Annotated in this window: 20 protein-coding genes; 10 read left to right on the forward strand and 10 right to left on the reverse strand. The window is 60.6% G+C overall.

The features are described 5' to 3' along the window. Nucleotides 1-22 precede the first annotated feature (22 nt). Nucleotides 23-1,507, forward strand: a complete 1,485-nt coding sequence (gene prpD, locus F8N96_RS28850; protein ID WP_150800683.1) for a 2-methylcitrate dehydratase — start codon at nucleotides 23-25, stop codon at nucleotides 1,505-1,507. A gap of 204 nt (nucleotides 1,508-1,711) precedes the next feature. Here the strand turns inward: prpD and F8N96_RS28855 are convergent, their stop codons facing one another. After that, nucleotides 1,712-2,530 carry a pyruvate, water dikinase regulatory protein gene (locus F8N96_RS28855; protein WP_064678891.1) on the reverse strand — a complete coding sequence of 273 codons (819 nt, stop codon included), beginning with the start codon at nucleotides 2,528-2,530 and terminating at the stop codon, nucleotides 1,712-1,714. Nucleotides 2,531-2,862: 332 nt separating this feature from the next. On the opposite strand from F8N96_RS28855, the gene ppsA reads away from it, so the two are divergent. The 8 genes from ppsA to F8N96_RS28895 all read left to right on the forward strand — a co-directional run bounded on the left by ppsA (nucleotide 2,863) and on the right by F8N96_RS28895 (nucleotide 11,039). After that, on the forward strand, nucleotides 2,863-5,238 hold the full coding sequence (ppsA, locus tag F8N96_RS28860) for a phosphoenolpyruvate synthase (protein ID WP_150800684.1): 2,376 nt from the start codon (nucleotides 2,863-2,865) through the stop codon (nucleotides 5,236-5,238). A gap of 201 nt (nucleotides 5,239-5,439) precedes the next feature. Continuing rightward, nucleotides 5,440-6,435, forward strand: coding sequence for an alpha/beta fold hydrolase (locus tag F8N96_RS28865; protein WP_150800685.1), 996 nt, complete (start codon nucleotides 5,440-5,442; stop codon nucleotides 6,433-6,435). Between the two features lie 131 nt (nucleotides 6,436-6,566). Continuing rightward, nucleotides 6,567-7,058: a ribonuclease E activity regulator RraA gene (gene rraA / locus F8N96_RS28870; protein ID WP_150800686.1), complete on the forward strand. Its 492-nt coding sequence runs from the start codon at nucleotides 6,567-6,569 to the stop codon at nucleotides 7,056-7,058. Nucleotides 7,059-7,084: 26 nt separating this feature from the next. After that, complete coding sequence (locus F8N96_RS28875) at nucleotides 7,085-8,080, forward strand: zinc transporter ZntB (protein ID WP_150800687.1); 996 nt, start codon at nucleotides 7,085-7,087, stop codon at nucleotides 8,078-8,080. Between the two features lie 63 nt (nucleotides 8,081-8,143). Beyond that, nucleotides 8,144-8,392, forward strand: a complete 249-nt coding sequence (locus F8N96_RS28880) for a hypothetical protein (protein ID WP_064678886.1) — start codon at nucleotides 8,144-8,146, stop codon at nucleotides 8,390-8,392. A gap of 2 nt (nucleotides 8,393-8,394) precedes the next feature. After that, nucleotides 8,395-9,219 (forward strand): mechanosensitive ion channel family protein, encoded by an 825-nt coding sequence (locus tag F8N96_RS28885; RefSeq protein WP_008027407.1) that lies wholly within the window; start codon nucleotides 8,395-8,397, stop codon nucleotides 9,217-9,219. Nucleotides 9,220-9,306: 87 nt separating this feature from the next. Continuing rightward, nucleotides 9,307-9,897 (forward strand): RNA polymerase sigma factor SigX, encoded by a 591-nt coding sequence (gene sigX / locus F8N96_RS28890; protein ID WP_064678884.1) that lies wholly within the window; start codon nucleotides 9,307-9,309, stop codon nucleotides 9,895-9,897. 107 nt (nucleotides 9,898-10,004) lie between these two features. Then, nucleotides 10,005-11,039: an OmpA family protein gene (locus F8N96_RS28895; protein WP_150800688.1), complete on the forward strand. Its 1,035-nt coding sequence runs from the start codon at nucleotides 10,005-10,007 to the stop codon at nucleotides 11,037-11,039. A gap of 85 nt (nucleotides 11,040-11,124) precedes the next feature. Here the strand turns inward: F8N96_RS28895 and cobA are convergent, their stop codons facing one another. The 8 genes from cobA to F8N96_RS28935 form a co-directional block, all read right to left on the reverse strand. Next, nucleotides 11,125-11,937, reverse strand: a complete 813-nt coding sequence (gene cobA / locus F8N96_RS28900; RefSeq protein WP_150800689.1) for a uroporphyrinogen-III C-methyltransferase — start codon at nucleotides 11,935-11,937, stop codon at nucleotides 11,125-11,127. A gap of 11 nt (nucleotides 11,938-11,948) precedes the next feature. After that, nucleotides 11,949-14,666: a nitrate reductase gene (locus F8N96_RS28905; RefSeq protein ID WP_150800690.1), complete on the reverse strand. Its 2,718-nt coding sequence runs from the start codon at nucleotides 14,664-14,666 to the stop codon at nucleotides 11,949-11,951. Then, on the reverse strand, nucleotides 14,666-14,983 hold the full coding sequence (gene nirD / locus F8N96_RS28910; RefSeq protein ID WP_064678880.1) for a nitrite reductase small subunit NirD: 318 nt from the start codon (nucleotides 14,981-14,983) through the stop codon (nucleotides 14,666-14,668). Before nirD ends, F8N96_RS28905 begins: the two co-directional genes overlap by 1 nt. After that, a complete protein-coding gene (gene nirB, locus F8N96_RS28915; RefSeq protein ID WP_150800691.1) occupies nucleotides 14,980-17,433 on the reverse strand; it encodes a nitrite reductase large subunit NirB in 2,454 nt (817 codons plus the stop codon). The genes nirD and nirB overlap by 4 nt, the downstream gene beginning before the upstream one ends. Nucleotides 17,434-17,875: 442 nt before the next feature. Further along, nucleotides 17,876-19,546 carry a bifunctional protein-serine/threonine kinase/phosphatase gene (locus F8N96_RS28920; protein WP_150800692.1) on the reverse strand — a complete coding sequence of 557 codons (1,671 nt, stop codon included), beginning with the start codon at nucleotides 19,544-19,546 and terminating at the stop codon, nucleotides 17,876-17,878. Nucleotides 19,547-19,553: 7 nt separating this feature from the next. Beyond that, nucleotides 19,554-20,765 (reverse strand): nitrate/nitrite transporter, encoded by a 1,212-nt coding sequence (locus F8N96_RS28925; RefSeq protein ID WP_150800693.1) that lies wholly within the window; start codon nucleotides 20,763-20,765, stop codon nucleotides 19,554-19,556. Nucleotides 20,766-21,106: 341 nt separating this feature from the next. After that, nucleotides 21,107-21,682, reverse strand: coding sequence for an ANTAR domain-containing response regulator (locus F8N96_RS28930; RefSeq protein ID WP_064678876.1), 576 nt, complete (start codon nucleotides 21,680-21,682; stop codon nucleotides 21,107-21,109). A 15-nt stretch (nucleotides 21,683-21,697) separates the two neighbouring features. Then, nucleotides 21,698-22,909 (reverse strand): CmpA/NrtA family ABC transporter substrate-binding protein, encoded by a 1,212-nt coding sequence (locus F8N96_RS28935; protein WP_150800694.1) that lies wholly within the window; start codon nucleotides 22,907-22,909, stop codon nucleotides 21,698-21,700. Between the two features lie 231 nt (nucleotides 22,910-23,140). On the opposite strand from F8N96_RS28935, the gene F8N96_RS28940 reads away from it, so the two are divergent. Then, nucleotides 23,141-24,160, forward strand: coding sequence for a quinone-dependent dihydroorotate dehydrogenase (locus F8N96_RS28940; RefSeq protein ID WP_150800695.1), 1,020 nt, complete (start codon nucleotides 23,141-23,143; stop codon nucleotides 24,158-24,160). A gap of 304 nt (nucleotides 24,161-24,464) precedes the next feature. Here the strand turns inward: F8N96_RS28940 and rmf are convergent, their stop codons facing one another. Then, nucleotides 24,465-24,680 (reverse strand): ribosome modulation factor, encoded by a 216-nt coding sequence (gene rmf / locus F8N96_RS28945; protein ID WP_003223300.1) that lies wholly within the window; start codon nucleotides 24,678-24,680, stop codon nucleotides 24,465-24,467. Nucleotides 24,681-24,926: the final 246 nt, after the last annotated feature.

Below are 24,926 nucleotides of genomic sequence, written 5' to 3' on the forward strand. Positions count from 1 at the left end.
CCACTGACCGAGTGAATCGAACATGAGCGCCAACGTCGACCTGAACAACCGCCCGGACTATGACAGGGTCCTGCAGGACATCGCCGACTATGTCCTGACCTTCAACATCGAATCCGTCGAAGCCCTCGACACTGCCCGCAACTGCCTGATGGACACCCTCGGCTGCGGCCTGCTGGCCCTGCGCTTCCCCGAATGCACCAAACACCTGGGCCCCATCGTCGAAGGTACCGTCGTGCCTTTCGGTGCGCGAGTGCCGGGCACCAGTTACCGCCTCGACCCGATCAAAGCCGCCTGGGACATCGGTTGCATCGTCCGCTGGCTCGACTACAACGACACCTGGCTCGCTGCCGAATGGGGCCATCCGTCCGATAACCTGGGTGGCATTCTCGCTGTAGCCGACCACCTGTCGCAAAAGCGCCTGGCCAATGGCGAGGCGCCACTGACCATTCGCGCGGTGCTCGATGCCATGATCATGGCCCATGAGATCCAGGGCGTGATCGCGCTGGAAAACTCCTTCAATCGCGTAGGCCTCGATCATGTCATCCTGGTGAAAATCGCCTCGACGGCCGTTACCGCCAAACTGATGGGGGCCAATCGCGAGCAGTTGCTATCGGCGTTGTCCCACGCCTTCGCCGACGGTCAGGCACTGCGCACTTACCGTCACGCGCCGAATGCCGGCTCGCGAAAATCCTGGGCGGCGGGTGACGCATCCAGCCGCGGGGTGCGCCTGGCGGACATTGCGATGCGCGGTGAAATGGGCATCCCCGGCGTACTGACCGCCAAGCAGTGGGGCTTTTACGACGTATTGTTCAGCCACACCAACAACGATCTGGCGCTCAAGCCCGAGGACAAGCGTGCTTTCAGTTTCTCCCGGTCATTTGGCAGCTACGTCATGGAAAACGTGCTGTTTAAAATCAGCTTCCCGGCGGAATTCCATGCGCAAACGGCCTGCGAAGCGGCGGTGACCCTGCATCCGCAAGTCAGGAATCGCCTGCACGAAATCGACAAAATCGTCATCACCACCCACGAGTCGGCCATCCGCATCATTTCCAAGGTGGGCCCGTTGGCCAATGCCGCCGACCGTGATCACTGCATCCAGTACATGACGGCCGTGCCGCTGGCCTTCGGCAATCTGGTGGCCGAGCAGTACGAAGACGACTTCCATGCCGCCCATCCGATTATCGACGTGCTGCGCGAGAAAATGGTCATCGTCGAAGATCCGCGCTACACCCGCGAGTACCTGGAAGCCGACAAGCGGTCCATCGCCAATGCGGTGCAGGTGTTCTTCAAGGACGGCTCGAGCACCGAAAACGTGGTGGTCGAGTACCCGATCGGCCATCGCCGACGCCGTGCCGACGGCATCCCGCTGCTCGAGGACAAGTTCAAGGCGAACCTGGCGACGCGGTTTACGTCGCAGCGCAGCGCTGAGATCTTTGCGTTGTGCAAGGATCAGGCGGCGCTCGAGGCTACACCGGTGAACCGGTTTGTGGATTTATTCATGATCTGACGCCAATCCCCGTAGGAGCCAGGCTTGCCGGCGAAGGCGTCCTCGAGTGCGCCATCCCCGTAGGAGCCAGGCTTGCCGGCGAAGGCGTCCTCAAGTGCGCCAATCCCCGTAGGAGCCAGGCTTGCCGGCGAAGGCGTCCTCAAGTGCGCCATCGCCGGCAAGCCTGGCTCCTACGGCGATGGTGGCCGGGCAGGCGCAAAAGAGCTACTTGAACCGCCGCTCAACCCCTTTCTCCACCAGGATCTTCGCGGAAATTTCCTCAACGGAGAAGTGCGTGGAATTGATATGCGGGATGTTCTCCCGACGAAACAGGTTCTCCACCTCGCGCACTTCGAACTCGCACTGGGCGTAGCTCGAATAGCGGCTGTTGGGCTTGCGCTCGTGGCGGATCGCGGTGAGGCGGTCCGGGTCGATGGTCAGGCCGAACAGCTTGTGCTGGTGGGTGCGCAGGGCCGTCGGCAATTGCAGGCGCTCCATGTCGTCTTCGGTCAGCGGGTAGTTGGCCGCGCGGATGCCGAATTGCATGGCCATGTACAGGCAGGTCGGGGTTTTGCCGCAACGGGACACGCCCACCAGGATCAGGTCGGCCTTGTCGTAATAGTGGGTGCGGGCGCCATCGTCGTTGTCCAGGGCGAAGTTCACCGCCTCGATCCGCTCCATGTAATTGGAATTGCTGCCGATGGAGTGGGACTTGCCGACGGTGTAGGAAGAATGCTCGGTCAATTCCTGTTCAAGAGGCGCCAGAAAGGTCGAGAAAATGTCGATCATGAAACCATTGGACGTTGCGAGGATCTCACGGATGTCCTGATTGACGATGGTGTCGAAGATGATCGGCCGGAAGCCGTCGTTTTCGGCGGCTTTGTTGATTTGTTGTACCATGGCCCGCGCTTTATCCGCGTTGTCGATGTACGGTCGCGTGAATTTGCTGAAGGTAATGTTTTCGAACTGCGCCAGAAGGCTTTGGCCGAGGGTTTCGGCTGTGATGCCGGTACCGTCGGAAATAAAGAAGGCAGATCGTTTCATTTGCACCTTGGGCCTTAAGTGAGTGTCCTGTATCACAAATGCGTTCCTTTTTGACGGCGCCTGTTGTCGCCATACTGCGTTGCCGCTCCTCGCCATAGCCAGCTATGACTCGTCGCGGCGCCTTGTCTGGCAACACCAGTCACTCGCCAAAAAAGAACGCATTTGCAACACAGGACACTTGTGACGAATCTTGGATATGATAGGCGCGATTTGCCGGCCGCCAGTGGCCCGCATTCTCACTTATTTTCCAGGTCCAGGCCATACAGCTGGCAAACGCTCCCTGGAGCAGCCGGCTTCTGAGCTTATCCAACACAGTTAGTGGAGAGATCACCTTGGTAGAGTACGTAGTTTCCCTCGATAAGCTCGGCGTCCATGATGTGGAGCACGTAGGGGGCAAGAACGCATCCCTGGGCGAGATGATCAGTAACCTGGCCGGTGCCGGTGTATCGGTGCCCGGTGGCTTTGCCACGACAGCTCAGGCTTATCGTGATTTTCTGGAGCTGAGCGGCCTGAACGATCAGATCCATGCGGCGCTCGACGCCCTGGACGTCGACGACGTGAACGCCCTGGCCAAGACCGGTGCGCAGATCCGCCAATGGATCATGGAAGCCGAATTCCCCGAGAAGCTCAACGCCGAAATCCGCACCGCGTTCGCCACGCTGTCGGCCGGCAACCCTGACATGGCCGTGGCCGTGCGCTCTTCGGCTACCGCTGAAGACCTGCCGGACGCTTCCTTCGCCGGTCAGCAGGAAACCTTCCTGAACATCCGTGGCGTCGAAAACGTCATTCGCGCTGCGAAAGAAGTGTTCGCCTCCCTGTTTAACGACCGCGCCATTTCCTACCGCGTCCACCAGGGCTTCGACCACAAGCTGGTGGCCCTGTCGGCCGGCGTGCAGCGCATGGTCCGCTCCGAAACCGGCACCGCCGGCGTGATGTTCACTCTCGATACCGAATCGGGCTTCCGTGACGTGGTGTTCATCACCGGCGCCTACGGCCTGGGTGAAACCGTTGTACAAGGCGCGGTGAACCCGGATGAGTTCTATGTCCACAAAGGCACGCTGGCGGCCGGTCGTCCGGCCATCCTGCGTCGCAACCTGGGCAGCAAGGCCATCAAGATGATCTACGGCGAAGTCGCCACGGCCGGTAAATCGGTCAAGACCATCGACGTCGACAAGGCCGATCGCGCCCGTTTCTGCCTGAGCGATGCCGAAGTCAGCGAACTGGCCAAGCAAGCGATGATCATCGAGAAGCACTACAAGTGCCCGATGGACATCGAATGGGCCAAAGACGGCGACGACGGCAAGCTCTACATCGTTCAGGCCCGTCCTGAAACCGTGAAGAGCCGTACCTCGGCCAATGTCATGGAACGCTACCTGTTGAAAGAAACCGGCACCGTGCTGGTTGAAGGTCGCGCCATCGGCCAGCGCATCGGCGCCGGCAAGGTCCGCATCATCAAGGACGTGTCCGAGATGGACAAGGTCCAGCCAGGCGACGTGCTGGTCTCCGACATGACCGACCCGGACTGGGAACCGGTCATGAAGCGCGCCAGCGCGATCGTCACCAACCGTGGCGGCCGTACCTGCCACGCGGCGATCATCGCTCGCGAGCTGGGGATCCCGGCCGTGGTCGGTTGCGGCAACGCCACCCAGCTGTTGCAAGACGGCCAGGGCGTGACCGTTTCCTGCGCTGAAGGCGACACCGGCTACATCTTCGAAGGCGAACTGGGCTTCGACATCAAGAAAAACTCCGTGGATGCCATGCCGGATCTGCCGTTCAAGATCATGATGAACGTCGGCAACCCGGACCGCGCCTTCGATTTCGCTCAGCTGCCGAACGCCGGTGTGGGCCTGGCCCGTCTGGAATTCATCATCAACCGCATGATCGGCGTTCACCCGAAAGCGCTGTTGAACTACGACGGTCTGCCGCAGGACATCAAGGACAGCGTCGACAAGCGCATCGCCGGTTACGACGATCCGGTTGGCTTCTATGTCGACAAGCTGGTTGAAGGCATCAGCACCCTGGCCGCTGCGTTCACCCCGAAAAAGGTCATCGTGCGTCTGTCGGACTTCAAGTCCAACGAATACGCGAACCTGATCGGCGGCAAGCTCTACGAGCCGGAAGAAGAAAACCCGATGCTGGGCTTCCGCGGTGCTTCGCGTTACATCAGCGAAGCGTTCCGTGACTGCTTCGAGCTCGAATGCCGCGCCCTCAAGCGCGTGCGCAACGAGATGGGCCTGACCAACGTCGAAATCATGGTGCCCTTCGTCCGTACATTGGGCGAAGCTAGCCAAGTGATTGATCTGTTGGCCGAAAATGGCCTGGCCCGCGGCGAGAATGGTCTGCGCATCATCATGATGTGCGAGCTGCCGTCCAACGCGATCCTGGCGGAAGAATTCCTCGAGTTCTTCGACGGTTTCTCCATCGGTTCCAACGACCTGACCCAGTTGACCCTGGGCCTGGACCGTGACTCCGGGATCATCGCGCACCTGTTCGACGAGCGTAATCCGGCGGTCAAGAAGCTGCTGGCCAACGCGATTCAGGCCTGTAACAAGGCTGGCAAGTACATCGGCATTTGCGGTCAGGGCCCTTCGGACCACCCTGACCTGGCCAAATGGCTGATGGAGCAGGGCATTGAAAGCGTTTCGCTGAACCCCGATTCCGTGCTGGAAACCTGGTTCTTCCTGGCTGAAGGTCAAGCTCAGGCTTGATGATGTTGTTGTTGTAGGAGCAAGCTTGCTCGCGATGGACGCTAACGATAACGCGCCTCTGCTGGATAAACGCGTCGTCCTGAAGCCCATCGCGAGCAAGCTCGCTCCTACATAATCGACATTGCGGTCATTGATCGCATCTTCAGAGATTCAAGTAGGGCGGGCTCCTCTGGAAGCCGCCCTTTTTTGTGCAAGAGCATTATGCAAAGCAGCAGCAACCTATTTCCTGTCGCCCTGATCAGCGCCGAACGACGCGGTGATCTGAGCGAAGACGTCTATCGTTTGAAACCCGGCAACAGCCCCGACGGCACCGTCGAACTGGCTGTGACCCGCCTTGGCATGGCCGATGAGCCGGCCGTGCGTGGCGTGCCGGTGATCCTGTTGCACGGCAGCTTTTCCAATCGCCGTTTCTGGTTTTCCCCCAAGGGCCTGGGGCTGGGCGCTTATCTGGCGCGGCTGGGCTTCGATGTGTGGATCGCGGAAATGCGCGGTCATGGCCTGTCCCAGCGCAACCAGAACTATCGCAATAACCGCGTTGCCGACTACGCGCGATATGATTTGCCAGCCATTGGCGCCTTCGTGCGCGAGCAAAGTGACCAGGTCCCGCACTGGATCGGTCACTCCCTTGGCGGCATTACGCTGGCCGCGGCATTGGGCGGCGAGTACATCGGCGAAGCGCTCGTGGCGTCGGCGGCCTTCTTCGGCACACAGGTCAGCCGCACCTACTGGCCGTTGAAATTTCCGCCGGTGGAGTGGGGCGGGCGCTTTATTCTCAAGCGTTTTGCCCAGCTGTCGGGGTCACGGCTCAAGCGCGGTCCGGAGGACGAGCCCATTGGCCTGGCCCTGGAAAGCATGCGCTGGTATGGCTTGTTCGGCCGTTTTGGCGATGCCGACAAGGATTGGTGGGCCGGCCTGGCCGACGTCCAGTTGCCGGTGCTGGCCGTGAGTGCCACGGGTGACCATCAGGATCCGGCCTGGGCCTGTCGCAAACTGTTCGATCAAGTGGGTTCTGAGCACAAACAATTCGTTACCCTGGGTCGCGAACAGGGCTTTGGCGATGATTTTGGTCACGTGGAAATGCTCGTCAGCAAAGCGGCCCAGACCGAAGTCTGGCCATTGGTCGCACGTTGGCTAGCGGACCAGCGCAAACCCTTGCTCGGCGAAAAAACGGATTTTGCCACTGCGATCCGAGCCTGACGCTCTAACAAGGGCATTTCGCTCTCATCGGCTTGCGGCTAAGATATGACGCGTTGAGCTGTTCTGGTCATTTTCGATGGCTGTGCCCTCAGTGAAGTTCGTGCTTGCCTTCTCACTACAGGAGTTTCTCGATGAAACATTACCTCACGCCTGACCTGTGCGACGCCTATCCGGAGCTGGTGCAGGTGCTGGAACCGATGTTCAGCAATTTCGGCGGCCATGATTCCTTCGGCGGCGAAATCGTGACCATCAAGTGCTTCGAAGACAACTCGCTGGTCAAGGAGCAGGTCGAGCTCAAGGGTGAAGGCAAGGTATTGGTAGTCGACGGCGGCGGTTCGCTGCGCCGCGCACTGCTGGGCGACCTGCTGGCCGAGAAAGCCGCGAAAAACGGTTGGGAAGGGCTGGTGATCTACGGTTGCATCCGTGACGTCGATGTCATCGCGCAAACCGAGCTGGGGGTTCAGGCCCTGGCCAGTCACCCGATGAAGACCGACAAGCGCGGTATCGGCGATCTGAACGTGGCCGTGACCTTTGCCGGCGTGACGTTCCATCCGGGCCATTACATTTATGCGGACAATAACGGCGTGATCATCTCGCCAAGCCCGCTGGAAATGCCTGAATAAGCTGGCGTACCCACAAAGGAGTGAGGATGTTCGAGGAAGAAAACGCGCAGTGGGGGCTGGTACACGCCCTGGTGCTGGACGGTAAAGGCGGTGCGCGTTCGATAGCCCGGACTGAACTCGATGACTTGCAGCTGCAGGCCCATGAAAGCCTGTGGCTGCACTGGGATCGCAGCCATCCGCAAACCCAGACCTGGCTGCGTAAATCCAGCGGCCTGAGCGAATTCAGCTGTAACCTGCTGCTGGAAGAGAACACCCGGCCGCGTCTTTTGCCATTGCCGGACTCCGAACTGCTGCTGTTTCTGCGTGGGGTCAACCTCAACCCCGGGGCCGAACCGGAAGACATGGTGTCGGTGCGGATCTTCGCCTCGGCCCAACGGGTCATTTCCCTGCGCTTGCGTCCATTGCGCGCCACCGACGAGCTGCTGGCGCAACTCGCCGCAGGCAAAGGGCCGAAAACCGCCTCCGAACTCATCCTTTATATGGCTCAGTACCTCACCCACAAAGTGCAGGATCTGGTCGCTTGCCTCTCGGAAGTGGTCGATGAGGAAGAAGAAAAGCTGGATGCCGACGAACGGTACACTCCCGAGCATGGAGCCATTTTGCAGATCCGTCGCAGGGCGGCTGCGCTGAAGCGTTTTCTCGCTCCGCAACGGGATATTTTCGGTCAGCTGACGCGGATAAAACTGCCCTGGTTCGTCGAAGACGATGGCGATTACTGGAACGAACTGAACAACAGCCTGACCCGTTATCTCGAGGAGCTGGAATTGACCCGGGAGCGGGTGGGGCTGGTCCTCGAGGCCGAAGATAGACGTTTGAGCGTGCGCATGAACCGCACGATGTACCGCTTCGGGATCATCACCGGGATCTTTTTGCCGATGAGTTTTCTGACCGGTCTCCTGGGGATCAACGTCGGCGGAATACCGTTCTCCGAAAGCCCCTATGGCTTCCTCGTCGCCTGTGCGCTGATGCTCTCGGTGGCACTGGGGCAGTGGTGGTTATTCCGACGTTTGCGCTGGGTCTGAAGGTGCGCCATGTGACCCGGGCAAATTTGATCGCGTCTTTCACAGACATCACGAGAGGTGCGTATGCACGATCCGTTCGAACAGTCTTTGCGTGACATGCTCAAGGCATCACCGTCCACCCGGGACGACGATGCATGCCTTGGCCGTGTACTGAAAACCGCCAACCGGCAGGTCGGCGCCGGGGATCTGTTCAGCCTGCTGGGCCGCTGGCTGCCCGCGCTGATGATCGCCCTGAATAACGGATCGGCCCATGTCTCGCCGGTTTCCCGTCACCGTAAACCTACCGCTCGCACTGCAGATAAGGCTGATTGAATATGGAACTTGATCTCTGGACTCAGAGCCTCGTCACTGCAATGACTGCGTTATGGACCAAGGTTGCAAATTTCATCCCGAACCTGTTCGGTGCACTGGTTGTTTTGCTGTTGGGTTTCGTCGTTGCGAAACTTTTGGATACTTTGTTGTCCAAGTTGCTCGCCAAGCTGGGACTCGATCGTCTGATGGGCGGCACCGGCCTGACCAAATTGCTGTCCAGGGCCGGTCTGCAAGTGCCGATCTCGACCCTGATCGGGAAGATCGTCTACTGGTTCGTTTTGCTGATTTTTCTGGTTTCTGCGGCAGAATCACTTGGACTTGAGCGAGTTTCAGCTACGCTTGATATGCTTGCGCTGTATTTGCCGAAAGTATTCGGCGCCGCGCTGGTGCTGCTGGTGGGTGTGTTGCTGGCGCAATTGGCCAATGGGCTGGTGCGTGGAGCGGCAGAGGGTGTAGGACTGGATTACGCCGCTGGCCTGGGGCGAATCGCCCAGGGGCTGGTGATTATCATCAGCATTTCGGTCGCAATCAGCCAGTTGGAGGTCAAGACTGACCTGCTTAACCATGTGATTGTGATTGTTTTGATTACCGTTGGTCTGGCGGTTGCGCTGGCCATGGGTTTGGGAAGCCGGGAAATTGCCGGTCAGATTCTTGCGGGAATCTATGTGCGTGAGTTGTATCAGGTTGGGCAACAAGTGCGTGTTGGCGAGGTCGAAGGTCAGATCGAAGAGATCGGCACGGTTAAAACCACATTGCTGACCGATGAGGGTGAGCTAGTCTCTCTCTCCAATCGGATCCTCCTGGAGCAGCATGTGAGTAGCCGCTAACCCGGCAAACCCTGCTAATGTATGCCGCCGCTGAAAGCCCGCAAGGGCCGCGGCGGACATTGACCTGACTGTCGGCCCTGACTTGTTTTGAATAAAGCTCAATCGCTCTCCACGCGCTACGACCCCCGCGAGCTCTCTGATGAGGAGTTGGTCGCGCGCTCGCACACCGAGCTGTTTCACGTAACGCGCGCCTATGAAGAACTGATGCGGCGTTACCAGAGAACATTATTTAACGTCTGTGCACGGTATCTTGGGAACGATCGCGACGCAGACGATGTCTGTCAGGAAGTGATGTTGAAGGTGTTGTATGGGTTGAAGAACTTCGAGGGCAAATCGAAGTTCAAGACATGGCTATATAGCATCACGTACAACGAATGCATCACGCAGTATCGGAAAGAACGGCGAAAGCGTCGCTTGATGGACGCTTTGAGTCTGGACCCCCTCGAGGAAGCGTCTGAAGAAAAGGCGCCGAAACCCGAGGAAAAGGGTGGACTTGATCGCTGGTTGGTGTATGTGAACCCGATCGACCGTGAAATCCTGGTGCTACGATTTGTCGCAGAGCTGGAATTTCAGGAGATCGCAGACATCATGCACATGGGTTTGAGTGCGACAAAAATGCGTTACAAACGTGCTCTAGACAAATTGCGTGAGAAATTTGCAGGCGTTGCTGAAACTTAGTTCAGCGCAAATATCTCTTACGTGTAGGCAAGTTCTGATAGACTTGCCGCCGAGTTGTCCCCCGGTTTGCGGGACTGCTTCACAATCACCAGATGGGGATTTAACGGATGAAACTGAAAAACACCTTGGGCTTGGCCATTGGTTCTTTGATTGCCGCCACTTCGTTCGGCGCTCTGGCACAAGGCCAAGGCGCAGTTGAAATCGAAGGCTTCGCAAAGAAAGAACAATTCGACAGCGCTCGTAACTTCAAGAACAACGGCAACCTGTTCGGCGGTTCCGTAGGTTACTTCCTGACCGACGACGTTGAACTGCGTCTGGCTTACGACGAAGTGCACAACGTTCGTTCTGACTCCGGCCAGAACATCAAGGGCGCCAACACCGCTCTGGACGCTCTGTACCACTTCAACAACCCAGGCGACATGGTCCGTCCGTACGTCTCGGCTGGCTTCTCCGATCAGAGCATTGATCAGAACGGCTCGAACGGTCGCAACCGTTCCACCTTCGCCAACGTTGGCGGCGGTGCCAAGCTGTACTTCACCGAGAACTTCTACGCCCGTGCTGGCGTTGAAGCTCAATACAACATCGACCAGGGCGACACCGAGTGGGCTCCAAGCGTCGGTATCGGTGTGAACTTCGGTGGCGGCTCCAAGCCTGCTGCTGCTCCAGTTCCAGCACCGGCTGAAGTCTGCTCCGACAGCGACAACGATGGCGTGTGCGACAACGTTGACAAGTGCCCGGATACCCCAGCCAACGTAACTGTTGACGCTGATGGCTGCCCGGCAGTTGCTGAAGTTGTTCGTGTTGAGCTGGACGTGAAGTTCGACTTCGACAAGTCGGTAGTCAAGCCTAACAGCTACGGCGACATCAAGAACCTCGCTGACTTCATGAAGCAGTACCCATCGACCAGCACCACTGTTGAAGGTCACACTGACTCCGTCGGTCCTGACGCTTACAACCAGAAACTGTCCGAGCGTCGTGCAAACGCCGTTAAGCAAGTTCTGACCAACCAGTACGGTGTTGAATCGTCCCGCGTTCAGTCTGTTGGCTACGGCGAATCCCGCCCAGTTGCCGACAACGCTACTGACGCTGGCCGTGCTGTAAACCGTCGCGTAGAAGCGCAGGTTGAAGCTCAAGCTAAGTAATTAGCTCGCAGCTCTGAAAAGCCCGGCTTAGGCCGGGCTTTTTTTCGTCTGCGATTTGAGTTCTGGCGTTACTTGTAGGAGCGAGCTAGCTCCGGGCGGCGTTCCGACGATGGTCGTCAACGATAACGCTGCCAGACTGACACCCCGCGATGTTCTCAGGTTCATCGCGAGCAAGCTCGCTCCTACGATGATCAGGGCCTGCCACAGCGCCGATCACCAGGATCGCCGGGCTCTTCAATTCAAAAGCACAGGCATCTTCCTCCATGGCCGTCAGGTCACTGCGACATTCCCGCTGATGCGGCAGGGATGCGTTTTCAATCATCGCCACCGGCATGTCCGCCGCCATTCCGCCGGCCAGCAATTGCTCGCGGATCTCGCTCAGCTTCGCCACCCCCATGTAGATCACCAGCGTCGTGCCGCCCTGGGCCAGGGCTTGCCAGTTCAGGCTGCTGCCATCCTGGGTGTGGGCAGTGACCAGCGTCACGCCGCGCGCAACGCCGCGCAGGGTCAACGGAATATCGCACTGCGTCGCACCGGCAAGCCCGGCCGTGATGCCATTGACCAGCTCCGCCTCGACGCCACGTTCACGTAGCCACTGTGCCTCTTCACCGCCCCGGCCAAAGATGCACGGATCGCCTCCCTTGAGCCGCACCACGCATTTGCCCTGACGGGCGTAACGCAGCATCAGGCGATGGATGAACGCCTGGGGCGTAGAGCGACAGCCACCTCGCTTGCCCACCGGAATGATCCGCGCCTGGGGGCAATGCTCCAGTACCGCGACGTTGACCAGGTCGTCGATCAGCACCACATCCGCTTCTCGCAGTGCCCGTACCGCTTTGAGGGTCAGTAATTCCGGGTCGCCAGGACCCGCACCCACCAGCCAGACTTTTGCGCTCATAGTGTTTTTCCTCACGAGACAACGGCGACCGGCTGCGCGGTGGCGGCCAGTAAACGCTTGATTTCCGGAACACAGGAGCCGCATTGCGTGCCGCAGCCCAATTCTTGTTTCAGTCCCTGCAAGTCCAGGCCTCGACCGATGCCGGCACAGACCGCGCCTTGGCTCACGTTCATGCAGTTGCACAGGGTTTTGCTGCCAGAGGTCGACGCATTGGCCTGGCCTGGTGGTGCGCTCAGCGGGGCGAGCAACCAGCGTCGCAATTGTTCATCGGCGCGACCTTCCAGCCACAGGTTTTGCAGCCAGTGCCGGGCCAGGGTTTCTCCGGCCAGGCGAATCGCAGTGATCCGGCCATTCTCGATCCGCACCCGTTTGCCGATAGAGCGCCGAGGATCGTCGTAGGCCAATACCGGGCCATCGTTGAGCTCCAGGCAACGATCGATCTCACGCAACAATTGCGGATCCGGCGCGACGGCGCTGGCAGCGCGTATGAGCAGCGCCGGGCGTTCCCGGCCGGCGATGCTCAGGCTCGTGTAGGAAAAGGCCTCGCAGAGCGGTCGTAGCGTCTCAAAATGCTGTTGAACATTGCCCTCGATGAGGGCGAACAGCTGCCACGGCAGGTGCACAGGTTCCAGGCGCACGCCGCTGTGCTTGAGTTCCGGTTGTTTCGACAAGGGATCGAAAGCCGGTTGGGTCAGCGTATTTACGCCGCCCTTGAGGAAACGGTCGCCCCAATGCATCGGCAGGAACGCCTGGCCGGGCCGCACGCTGTCATCGCTGTCGACGGGCACGATCACCGCACCCCGACGACTTTTCAGGCTGATCAGGTCTCCCGGTTGCAGGCGATGGCGGCGCAATTCTTCCGGGTGCAGGCTCAACACGGCTTCGCTGACGTGCCCGAACAGCTGGGCGGCGGTCCCGGTGCGGCTCATGCCGTGCCATTGGTCGCGCAGACGGCCAGTGATCAGGGTCAGGGGGAAACGCGCATCCCGTTGTTCCTTGGCGGCACGATACGGGTCGGCGACAAACTGCGCACGTCCACTGGCAGTCGGGAAAACACCGTCCAGGTACAGCCGCGCCGTGCCTTCACTGGCTCCCTCGGGGAAGGGCCATTGCTGTGGGCCGAGACGGTCGATCAGCGCATGACTGATGCCGGACAGGTCCAGGTCCCGGCCGCGAGTCAGTTGTTTGTACTCGTCGAAAATCTGTGACGGGGTGTCGAATGCGAACAGACTGTCCTGCCCTGGACGCAGATGTTTTTCCAGGCGCTGTGCGAAATCTACGGTGATCGCCCAGTCGGAACGGGTCTCACCGGGTGCGACGATTGCCTGCCGCACGTGGGAAATACGCCGCTCGGAGTTGGTCACCGTGCCCTCTTTTTCACCCCAGCTGGCGGCCGGCAGCAGCAGATCGGCGAACGCGGCAGTCTCGGTGGTGCGGAAAGCTTCCTGCAAAACCACGAACGGGCAGGCCTGCAGTGCCGCGCGCACGGCGCTCTGGTCCGGCATCGATTGCGCGGGGTTGGTGCAGGCAATCCACAGGGCTTTGATTTTGCCGCTGCGAACCTGTTCGAACAATTCGATGGCGGTGAGCCCGGTCTGTTCCGGCAGTTGATCAACGCCCCAGTAGGCTGCCACTTGCGCTCGATGCTCGGGATTGCCGGCTTCGCGATGGCCTGGCAGCAGGTTCGACAAGCTGCCGGTTTCCCGTCCGCCCATGGCATTTGGCTGACCGGTCAGCGAGAAAGGTCCGGCACCGGGACGCCCGATTTGCCCGGTGGCCAGGTGCAGGTTGATCAGTGCGCTGTTCTTCGCGCTGCCGGCGGTGGACTGGTTCAGCCCCATGCACCACAACGACAGGAAACTCGGCGAAGTGCCGACCCATTCGGCACATTGGTGCAGTTGTTCGATGCTGATTCCGCACAGCTGCGACACCATTTGCGGCGTGTAGTCGCGCACCAGGCTCTTCAATTCGGCCAGGCCCTGGGTGTGCGCCTTGATGAAATCGCGGTCGACCCAGTCTTCCCACAGCAGCAAGTGCAAAATCCCATGGAACAACGCGACGTCGGTACCAGGCAGTATTGCCAGGTGCAGGTCAGCCAGATCGCAGGTGTCGGTGCGACGCGGGTCGATGACGATGACTTTCATCTGCGGCCGACGGGATTTGGCTTCTTCCAGGCGACGAAACAGGATCGGATGCGCGTAGGCCATGTTGCTGCCGACGATCATCACGCAGTCGCTCAATTCCAGATCTTCGTAGTTGCAGGGCGGAGCGTCGGCACCGAGGCTGCGTTTGTAACCGACCACCGCCGAAGACATGCACAACCGTGAATTACTGTCGATGTTGTTGGTGCCCACCAGCGCGCGCGCCAGCTTGTTGAAACTGTAGTAATCCTCGGTCAGCAATTGCCCGGAAATGTAGAACGCCACGCTGTCAGGGCCGTGTTCGGCGATGGTTTCGGCGAAGACGCTGGCGGCATGATCGAGGGCCGTGTCCCAATCGGTACGGCTGCGGGCCAGGCCTTTGCCCAGACGCAGTTCGGGGTACAACGCCCGAGCCGCCGGGTCGCCGGTCAGGTGCAGGGTCGAGCCCTTGCTGCACAGTTTGCCAAAATTGGCCGGGTGGGCCGGATCGCCGCTGACGCCGAGGATGCGCTCGCCGTCATGCTCGATCAGCACGCCGCAGCCGACCCCGCAATAACAGCAGGTGGAGGCGGTGATCTGATGGTTCATTAGCTTGCTTCCCGCAGGGACAGCAGCACCCGGCCATTTTCGACCCGGGCCGCATGGTGGTGAGCGCAACCGATGTCCGGTGCCTGGGCTTCGCCGGTTTCCAGGTCGATCTGCCAGTTATGCAGCGGGCAGGCGACGCGTTTGCCATAGATCAAGCCTTGGGACAGCGGACCGCCCTTGTGCGGGCAGCGGTCGTCGAGGGCGAACACTTCATCGTCGCTGGTACGAAAGATCGCGATGTCGCCTTTCGGGCCGGCGATGATCCGCGAGCCCAGGGCATTGATCTCTTCCAGTGCGCAGATATCCAGCCAGGTCATGCCAGCACCTCCAGGTTCTTCACGGGGATGACCTCGAATTCTTTTTTCAGCAGCGGCTGTTCCAGACGTTCCTTCCACGGATCCTGTTCGAACGACAGGGAGAATTGCAGGCGCGCATTGAGTGCCTGGCGTCGCTCCGGGTCTTCCAGCACGGCTTTCTTGATGTGTTCCATGCCGACCCGTTGCAGGTAATGCACGGTGCGCTCGAGGTAGAAGGCTTCTTCGCGGTAGAGCTGCAGGAAGGCGCCGTTGTATTCGCGCACTTCTTCGGCGGTCTTGAGCTTGACGAAGAACTCGGCGACTTCGGTCTTGATCCCGCCGTTGCCGCCGATGTACATCTCCCAGCCGGAATCCACGCCGATAATTCCGACGTCCTTGATGCCGGCTTCCGAGCAGTTGCGTGGGCAACCGGAAACCGCCAGCTTCACTTTGTGCGGTGACCACATGTTGAACAGGTCATGCTCCAGCTCAATCCCCAGTTGCGTCGAGTTCTGGGTGCCGAAGCGGCAGAACTCGCTGCCGACGCAGGTTTTCACGGTGCGGATGGATTTGCCGTAGGCATGGCCGGAGGGCATGTCGAGATCCTTCCACACCCCCGGCAGGTCCTGCTTCTTGATCCCCAGCAAGTCGATGCGCTGGCCGCCGGTGACCTTGACCATCGGCACGTTGTACTTGTCGGCCACGTCGGCGATGCGCCGCAGCTCCGAGGGGTTGGTCACGCCGCCCCACATCCGCGGCACCACCGAGTAAGTGCCGTCTTTCTGAATGTTGGCGTGGGCGCGTTCGTTGATCAGGCGCGACTGCGGATCGTCCTTGGCTTCGCCCGGCCAGGTGGAAATCAGGTAATAGTTGAGCGCCGGGCGGCAGGTGGCGCAGCCGTTCGGGGTGCGCCAATTCAGGTAGCTCAGGGTGCCGGCAATGGTCAGCAGATGCTGTTCGCGGATGGCCTGGCGGAGTTGTCCGTGGTTGAGGTCGCTGCAGCCGCAGATGGCTTTTTCGCTCTTGGGCTTGACGTCGGCGGCGCCGCCCACGGTGTTGATCAGGATCTGTTCCACCAGGCCGGCGCAGGAGCCGCAGGAGCTGGCGGCCTTGGTGTGCTTCTTGACGTCGTCGACGCTGAACAGCCCGTGTTCCTGAATCGCCTTGACGATGGTGCCTTTGCATACGCCGTTGCAACCGCAGACTTCGGCGGTGTCGGCCATGCTCATGGCCTTGTCCTGACCCTGGTGTCCTACGTCACCCAAGGCGTTTTCGCCGAACATCAGGTGATCGCGGATTTCGCCGATCGCATGGTTCTCACGAATCTGCCGGAAATACCAACCGCCGTCTGCCGTATCGCCGTACAGGCAGGCGCCGACCAGCACGTCATCCTTGATCACCAGTTTTTTATAGACCCCGCCGATCGGGTCGGAGAGGGTGATGGTCTCGGTGCCTTCGCCGCCCATGAAGTCGCCGGCGGAAAACAGGTCGATGCCGGTGACTTTCAGTTTGGTCGAGGTCACCGAGCCCTTGTACGTGGCGAAACCCAGTTGGGCCAGGTGGTTGGCGCAGACCTTGGCCTGTTCGAACAGCGGCGCCACCAGGCCGTAGGCGGTTCCGCGGTGGCTGGCGCATTCGCCGATGGCGTAGACCCGAGGGTCGTAGGTTTGCATCGTATCGTTGACCAGAATCCCGCGGTTGCAGGGGATGCCGGCTTTTTCCGCCAGTTCGGTGCTGGGGCGGATACCGGCGGCCATCACCACCAGGTCGGCGGGGATGATGTCGCCGTTCTTGAACTCGACCGAACCGACCCGGCCATTGCCGGCGTCGTGCAGGGCCTGGGTCTGTTCGCGCAGGCGAAAGTGCAGGCCGCGGCCTTCAAGGGCGGTTTGCAGCAGTTCGCCGCTGGTCTTGTCCAGTTGCCGCTCCAGCAACCATTCGCCGATGTGCACCACGGTGACATGCATGCCGCGCAGCATCAGGCCGTTCGCGGCTTCCAGGCCGAGCAGGCCGCCGCCGATGACCACGGCGTGCTTGTGGGTCTTGGCGGTGTCGATCATCACTTGGGTGTCGGCAATGTCGCGGTAGCCGATCACGCCCTGCAAGGTGTTGCCGGGAATCGGCAGGATGAACGGGGTCGAACCGGTGGCGATCAGCAGGCGATCGTATTCGGCTTCGCTGCCGTCTTCGGCAATGACCCGGCGTTTGACCCGGTCGATTTCCACCACTTTGCGGTTGAGCAGCAGCTTGATGTTGTTTTCCAGGTACCAGTCCAGGTCGTTGAGCACGATCTCTTCGAACGTCTGTTCGCCGGCCAGGACCGGCGACAGCAGGATGCGGTTGTAGTTGGTATGGGGTTCGGCGCCGAAGACCGTGATGTCGTACAGCTCGTTGCTCAGCTTGAGCAGTTCTTCCAGGGTGCGCACCCCGGCCATGCCGTTGCCGATCATCACCAGTTTTAGTTTTTTCATCAGGTTCTCCGGGGAGCTCAGACCCGCCTCATCAGGGCTTTGTGGTCTTGCTCGACAAATTTTGCGCAAACAAAAAAAGGCATCCCGCCAGTTGCCTGGCGAGGACGCCTTTGTCCTTGTCCCGTTCTCTCGGGCAGCGCACCCTTCGTCGTTGAAGGTTGGGCTTTATGTTGGTTGGGAGAGGTAATGCAGTGGTTGTGCCAAGTGGCGAAAAGCAGCGGTTTCAGGGGTGTTGCGCAGATTCAGCAATATTTTCATGCACCGAATTAAGGCGAGACGCCCGGTTTTAAGGCAGAAGCCCAACGAATCGCAACCTCGTTCCCTGTAGGAGCGAGCTTGCTCGCGAAAAAGCCAAAGGCGCCGCTGGACATCTGGTTTTACGCGTTATCGTTCACGACCTTCGCGAGCTACCTCGCTCCTACAGGGAACGAGGCTGCGATTTCTAGCCACGAAACACCAATATCAGCAGCACCAGATTCACCACCAACGACACCAGCGCCAATGTCCGCCAGACCTTCAGCGGTTCGCGCTCCAGCAAGGGTCTGGGCCGCACGCTCAAGCTGCGCCGTTCGCCCTGTTCCAATAGCAGCAACCATTCTTCCGCCGTTTCAAATCGCTGATCCGGATCTGCCGCAACGGCGCGCTCCAGGCTTTGCGCGATCCATTCCGGCAGGTCGGGCCGGTAGCGGCTGGCACTGACCGGCACGCCAAATCGCGGTCGCTGGAACGCTTCGATTTCGCCGTAGGGATATTGCCCGGTGAGCAGGAAATACAAGGTCACGCCGACCGCATACAGATCCTGTTGCGGCGTCGGTGTGCCTCCGCCAAAGGCTTCCGGCGCGATGTAGCTGGGCGTTCCGGGCAGGGTAGAGGGCTGGTCTTCGGACAGGCCGGGGCAGTAGGCGAGGCCGAAGTCCAGCAGGCGCAACTCACCGTCGTCCCCCAGCAGCAGGTTCTCCGGCTTGATATCGCGATGGAGAATCTGCCGTCGGTGCAGCATCCCCACCGCCCGCAGCAGGCGTTCGGCCAGGTCCAGCCATTGGGCCAGGGGCAGCGGTCCGGCTTTCTCCTGTAGTTGCGCCAGGGTCGATCCCGAATATTCACGCATCACGTAGTACAAATGCTGACGCTGGCTGGCGGCGTGGACTTCAGGGAAGTGCCGTCCGGCCACGCGCTTGAGAAACCATTCCTCCGACAACAACGCTTGCCCGGCCAGGTGGTCGTCGCGCAACGCGCCGGGCAAGGTTTTCAATAGCCAGGGCTGTTGTTGCCCGTCGCGAACCCGATAGAGCAGCGATTGCTGGCTTTGCCCGAGTATTCCTTCGACCTCCCAGCCCTCGAAAGTCTGGCCTGGTTTGAGCGCAGGCGGCAGCGGCCATTGCTGCAAATGAATCAATGCATCGCCGATACTGGTTTCACCCAAGGCATCGACCCGCACCAGCAAGGCGCTGGCATTGTCCTGACTGCCGGCCAGATGCGCGGCGCTGACCAAGGTCTGCGCGGCGCTGGCCAGATCGGGCTGATCGCGCAGGATCGCCGCAATGGCGGTATCGCCCAGCACGGCCCAGACACCATCGCTGAGCAGCACGAAGCTTTCGTTGACGCGCAATTCGCCATCGAGAAAATCCAGCACCAGGTGCTGATCCAGCCCCAGCGCCCGTTTGAGTACATGCTGCATGCCCGGTTGGTCCCAGACATGATCCTCGCTGACCCGTTGCAAAGCGTTGGCGTGCCAGCGATAAACCCGGCAATCGCCGACATGGGCCAGGGTGAAGCGCCTGCCACGCATGACCAGGGCGCTGACCGTGGTGAGCAAGGGCTGCCCGCCACCGTTGGCTTGCAGCCAGCGATTCTGTGCCAGCAACAGGCGATCCAGCGCCTGGGCGACACCCCAGGTTTCCGGGGTGGCGTAGTAGTCCAGCGCCAGGGCCTGCAAGGTCGAGCGGGCGGCCAGGCCGCCATCGGCGCACTGGCTGACGCCGTCGGCGATGGCGAACAGATAACCCTTGCTCGCCGCCAGCGCCGGCGTTGGAGTGACCAGGCGCAGGGCGTCCTGGTTCTCCTCGCGAGGGCCGATGGCGCTCGCTTCGGCGAAACTCAGTTGCAGGCTCATTCAGCCCTCATACCCGTGCAGCGGTGACGGCAGCCGAACCCCAGGTGGTTCTCCAGCGACGTTTCACCCCGTGCAGGCCGAACCAGGCGAGGACCCCGAGGCTGGCGAACAACCACAGCGCCATCTGATAACTGCCGGTGCTTTGCTTGATCGCGCCCATGCCGGCCGCCAGCGCGAAACCACCGATACCACCGGCCATGCCGATCAAACCGGTCATTACGCCGATCTCCCGACGGAAGCGCTGCGGAACCAACTGGAATACCGCGCCATTGCCCGCACCCAGACCGAGCATGGTGCACACGAACAGTGCCAGGGCGGCGTAGGAACTCGGCAGATTGAAACCCACCGCCGCAATGCAGGTCGCGGCCACGGTGTACATCACCAGCAGTGTACGAATCCCGCCGAAACGGTCGGCCAGGGCGCCGCCCAACGGACGCATCAGGCTGCCACCGAACACACAGGCCGCGGTGTAATAACCGGCGGTCACCGGGCTCAGGCCGTATTGGTCGTTGAAGTAGCCGGGCAGGGCGCTGGCCAGGCCGATGAAACCACCGAAGGTCACGCTGTAGAAGAACATGAACCACCAGCTGTCGCGGTCGCCCAAGGCCTTGAAGTAGTCGGAAACGGATTTGGCTTTCGGCCGTTCAGGGGCGTTCTTGGCCAGCCAGGCAAAGGTGATGATAGTCAGGATCAACGGAATCAGGGCGAAGCCGAACACGTTGCTCCAGCCAAACGAAGCGGCGAGGACCGGGGCGATCAGGGCTGCGAGCACAGTGCCGGAGTTACCGGCGCCGGCGATGCCCATGGCTTTGCCTTGATGCTGCGGCGGGTACCACTGCGAGGCCAGCGGCAGCGCAACGGCGAAGGACGCGCCGGCCATGCCGAGGAACAGGCCCAGCAGCAACGCTTGTTCATAGCTGTGAATCCCGTGTTTCCAGGCGACGAACAGGGCGCAGATGACAATCACCTGGCCGATCAGCCCGGCGGTCTTGGGCGACAGGCGGTCAGCCAGCAGGCCCATCACAAATCGCAGGATGGCCCCGGCCAGGATAGGCGTGGCGACCACCAGCCCGCGTTGCTGGGTGGTCAGTTGCAGGTCGGTGGCAATCTGCACGGCGAGCGGACCGAGCAGGTACCAGACCATGAAGCTCAGGTCGAAATAGAGGAAGGCCGCGAACAGTGTCGGGGTATGGCCGGATTTCCAGAAGCTTGAATTCATCGCGCACCTCAGCTGTTAGTCGTCTCGAGAAGGAGTCATGAGCTTGCAAGTGGGGCGCCGTCTTCGGCCGCACCACCGGCCCCGTGGGGCCAAAACAAAAAAACGCCGCCACCCGACTCGCCAGGGGCGAATGGGGTGAGCGACGTCTTTGTCGTAGGTGGGGCAACCGCCGTTGGTTACCTGTGATGATTACCTAGCGAGATCTGTGCCACATTCGGGATGATCATTCCCACGCTCCGCGTGGGAATGCATCCCGTGACGCTCTGCGTCACAGCTCGAAGCGGACGCAGAGCGTCCATGGCGGCATTCCTTTGCTGCGCGTGGGAACGATCATTGGGGAATCAGCCCAGCAACTCACTCATGGCAATGATCTGCTCCGCCACCTGAATCAGCTTCTGCTGGCGGCTCATGGCCTGGCGGCGCATCAGGGTGTAGGCCTGTTCCTCATTGCAATCCTTCATCTTCATCAGCAGTCCCTTGGCCAGTTCGATGCGCTTGCGCTCGGCCAGTTGCTGGTCCCGGGCGTGCAGTTGCGCACGCAGGGCCTGGTCGCTTTCGAAGCGCGCCATGGCCACGTCGAGAATCGGCTGCAAGCGTTGTGCGTGAATGCCTTCGACGATGTAGGCGCTGACTCCGGACTTGATCGCCCGGCGCATCACGTCAGGGTCATGCTCGTCGGTAAACATCACGATCGGCCGCGGTTGATCGCGGCTTACAAGCACCACTTGCTCCATGACATCGCGGCTCGGTGACTCGGTATCGATCAGGATCACGTCCGGACGCACCGTTTCGACGCGCGCGGGCAGGTCGATGGTCAGGCCTGATTCGTCGATCACCTCGAACCCGGCTTCGGTCAGGGCGGCTTTGAGGCGACCGACTTTCTTCGCAGTGTCGTTGATCAGCAGGATTCGCAACATATTTGCAGTCTCCTGTCAGCGGCTGGCGAAAAGAGGTGAGCTGTCGCTCATGGCATGCAGCTTGAAACTGCGGGCATAGCCGGCAGGGTCCGAGCCGTCCCAGACCTTGCCGTCGATCAACTGGCTGCTGCGCATCGACTGATTCCCGGTGGCGACCCCGACTGCGGCGGCGGCCTCTGAATACAAGTCTAGTTGCTGCACCTGACGCGCCACGGCGAGGTAGTCCGGATCGTCGCGCAACAACCCCCAGCGGCGGAATTGGGTCATGAACCACATGCCGTCGGACAAGTAAGGCAAGTTGACCTCGCCTGCGCCGTGCACGCGCAGTGCGTGCGGGTCCTGCCAGCGATTGCCCAGGCCATCGGCATAGTCGCCGAGCAAGCGCGGTTCGATGCAGTCGAGCGGAGCGTCCAGGTATTGCGCTGCGCTGAGCAATTGAGCGGTGCTGCGGCGATTCTCGGTGCTGGCTTCGATGAAGCGGCTGGCCTCCAGAATCGCCATCACCAGCGCCCGCGCGGTGTTGGGGTATTGCTCGACGAAAGTGCGGGTGCAGCCGAGGACTTTTTCCGGGTGATCGGGCCAGATGGTCTGGGTCGTCGCCAGGGTGAAACCGAGATTCTGCTTGACCGCACTGGCGGACCAGGGTTCGCCGACGCAGAAACCGTCAATGCGCCCCGCTTGCAGGTGCGCGACCATTTGCGGCGGCGGCACCACCACGCTGTCGACGTCGTGCAACGGATGGATGCCCTGGCTGGCCAGCCAGTAATACAGCCACATGGCGTGGGTGCCGGTGGGAAACGTCTGGGCGAAGGTCAGTTTTGGGCGACTTTGGTGCACGTGCCGCTCCAGTGCTTCAGGACTGGTCACGCCCAGGGCCTGCAAGCCATGGGACAGGTTGATGCTCTGGCCGTTCTGGTTCAGGCCCATCAACACGGCCATGTCGGTCGCGGCCACGCCGCCTATCCCTAAATGAACCGCATAAATCAAGCCGTACAAGCTGTGAGCGGCGTCGAGTTCACCACTGACCAGTTTGTCCCGCAGATTGGCCCACGACGACTGGCGCTTGAGGTTCAGGGTCAGGCCATAGGGCTGGGCGAAACCCTGGGTGGCCGCGACCACCACCGAAGCGCAGTCGCTCAGGGCCATGAAGCCGAGGTTGATTTCGGTCTTTTCCGGGGCATCGCTGCCGTGGACCCAGGCCAGTGGGGAGGCTGGAATTTCAATCATGGGCAAACACCTTCCATAAAAAAGCGCCGTACCGGCTGCTTGCCCGAGCAAGGCCAAGTGACGACGCCTTTGTCTTTCGACCCATTCCGCCGTTGGCATGGGTGCTGATTGCCAGTGACGGTGCAAGGCATATGCCATCGTCGGCTGTTTTTGCGGCGTGCCTCGCCTGCACCCCCGATGCCCGGCTATAATCGCCGCCTCATTTCGCCGCCAATCGAGTCAAAGCCGCCCATGTACAACCTGGCCCGTCAGCTGTTGTTCCAACTTTCCCCGGAAACCTCCCACGATCTGTCCCTGGACCTGATCGGCGCGGGCGGGCGTTTGGGCCTCAACGGCTTGCTGTGCAAGGCGCCGGCGAAAATGCCGGTGACCGTCATGGGCCTGGACTTCCCGAATCCGGTGGGCCTTGCAGCCGGTCTGGACAAGAATGGCGCGGCCATCGACGGTTTTGCCCAACTGGGTTTCGGCTTTGTCGAAATCGGCACCATCACCCCGCGTTCGCAACCGGGCAACCCGAAGCCACGGATTTTCCGTCTGCCCGAAGCCGAGGCGATCATCAACCGCATGGGGTTCAACAACCTCGGCGTCGATCACCTGTTGGCCCGCGTGGCAGCGGCCAAGTACAAAGGCGTGCTGGGGATCAATATCGGCAAGAACTTCGACACGCCGGTCGAGCGAGCGGTCGACGATTACCTGATCTGCCTGGACAAGGTCTACGCCCACGCCAGCTACGTGACGGTCAACGTCAGCTCGCCGAACACCCCGGGCTTGCGCAGCCTGCAGTTCGGTGACTCGCTCAAGCAGCTGCTGGCCGACCTGGCCACGCGTCGCGCGGAACTGGCGTTGCGTCACGGCAAGCACGTCCCGTTGGCAATCAAGATTGCACCGGACATGACCGACGAAGAAACCGTTCAGGTCGCGCAAGCGTTGATCGAAACGGGAATGGACGCGGTCATCGCCACCAACACCACCCTGAGCCGTGTCGGCGTCGAAGGCATGGAGTACGGTGACGAGGCGGGCGGCCTGTCCGGCGCACCGGTTCGCGAGAAGAGCACCCACACGGTGAAAGTGCTGGCGGCGGAGCTGGCGGGTCGTTTGCCGATCATCGCCGTGGGTGGCATCACCGAAGGCAAACATGCGGCAGAAAAAATCGCGGCAGGAGCGAGCCTGGTGCAGCTGTATTCCGGCTTCATCTATAAGGGCCCGGCGTTGATTCGCGAGTCCGTGGACGCCATAGCAGCCTTGCGCTGATCCCTTGTAGGAGCGAGGCTTGCCCGCGAACCAGGCGCCGCGGTGTATCTGTTGTACCGCGTTAGCGTTCTTCGCCGACAAGCCTGGCTCCTACAGGCGAACCAGGCGCCGCGGTGTATCTGTTGTACCGCGTTAGCGTTCTTCGCCGGCAAGCCTGGCTCCTACAGGGGTAGGTGACCGACAGGCGAGGCATAAAAAAGGGCTCCTCGAGGGAGCCCTTGGGCCGGAGCCCGCCGCCCGGATGGGGCGTGCGTGGTAAGTCGTTACGTATTCAGATTGTCGTGTCGGAGTGTTGTGCCCTGTGTTAGCCGACGGCGTGAAGTTCGTTGAGTCTGTGGATTCCCGCAGTGCCGGTCATACCGTCCCAGTTGTCGCCGCGTCCTTCTCGCCAGCCGTTAATCCAGGCTTGGCGTACCGACGGTAGAGTAAATGGGCAAAGCTCACGGGATTTGCCACCAACGCCATATTGATATCCGCGCAAAAATGCTCTTTCCAACGGATCACGCTTAAGTCTTCTCATAGGGTGTTGCCCTCACTTGTTGACTGTAGGTATCGCGTCGACCTCAATTGAGGTCTGGCAGAAAAATTCCTGCCGTTGGGGCTCGCTGCCGGCGTCGCGAGCCAAGGTGTTGACGCCGTTGCGACGTCAACCTGTATTGAGTTCTAACCAATGCGTCACATCGAGGGAATGATCGTTTTGTCATAAGGACGTAACGATAAAGATGGTAAAGCGATAAGTAACACGATGTTTGTCCGCCGTTGTTGG

This window comes from Pseudomonas fluorescens (assembly GCF_902497855.1).
Classification (GTDB): domain Bacteria; phylum Pseudomonadota; class Gammaproteobacteria; order Pseudomonadales; family Pseudomonadaceae; genus Aquipseudomonas; species Aquipseudomonas fluorescens_BI.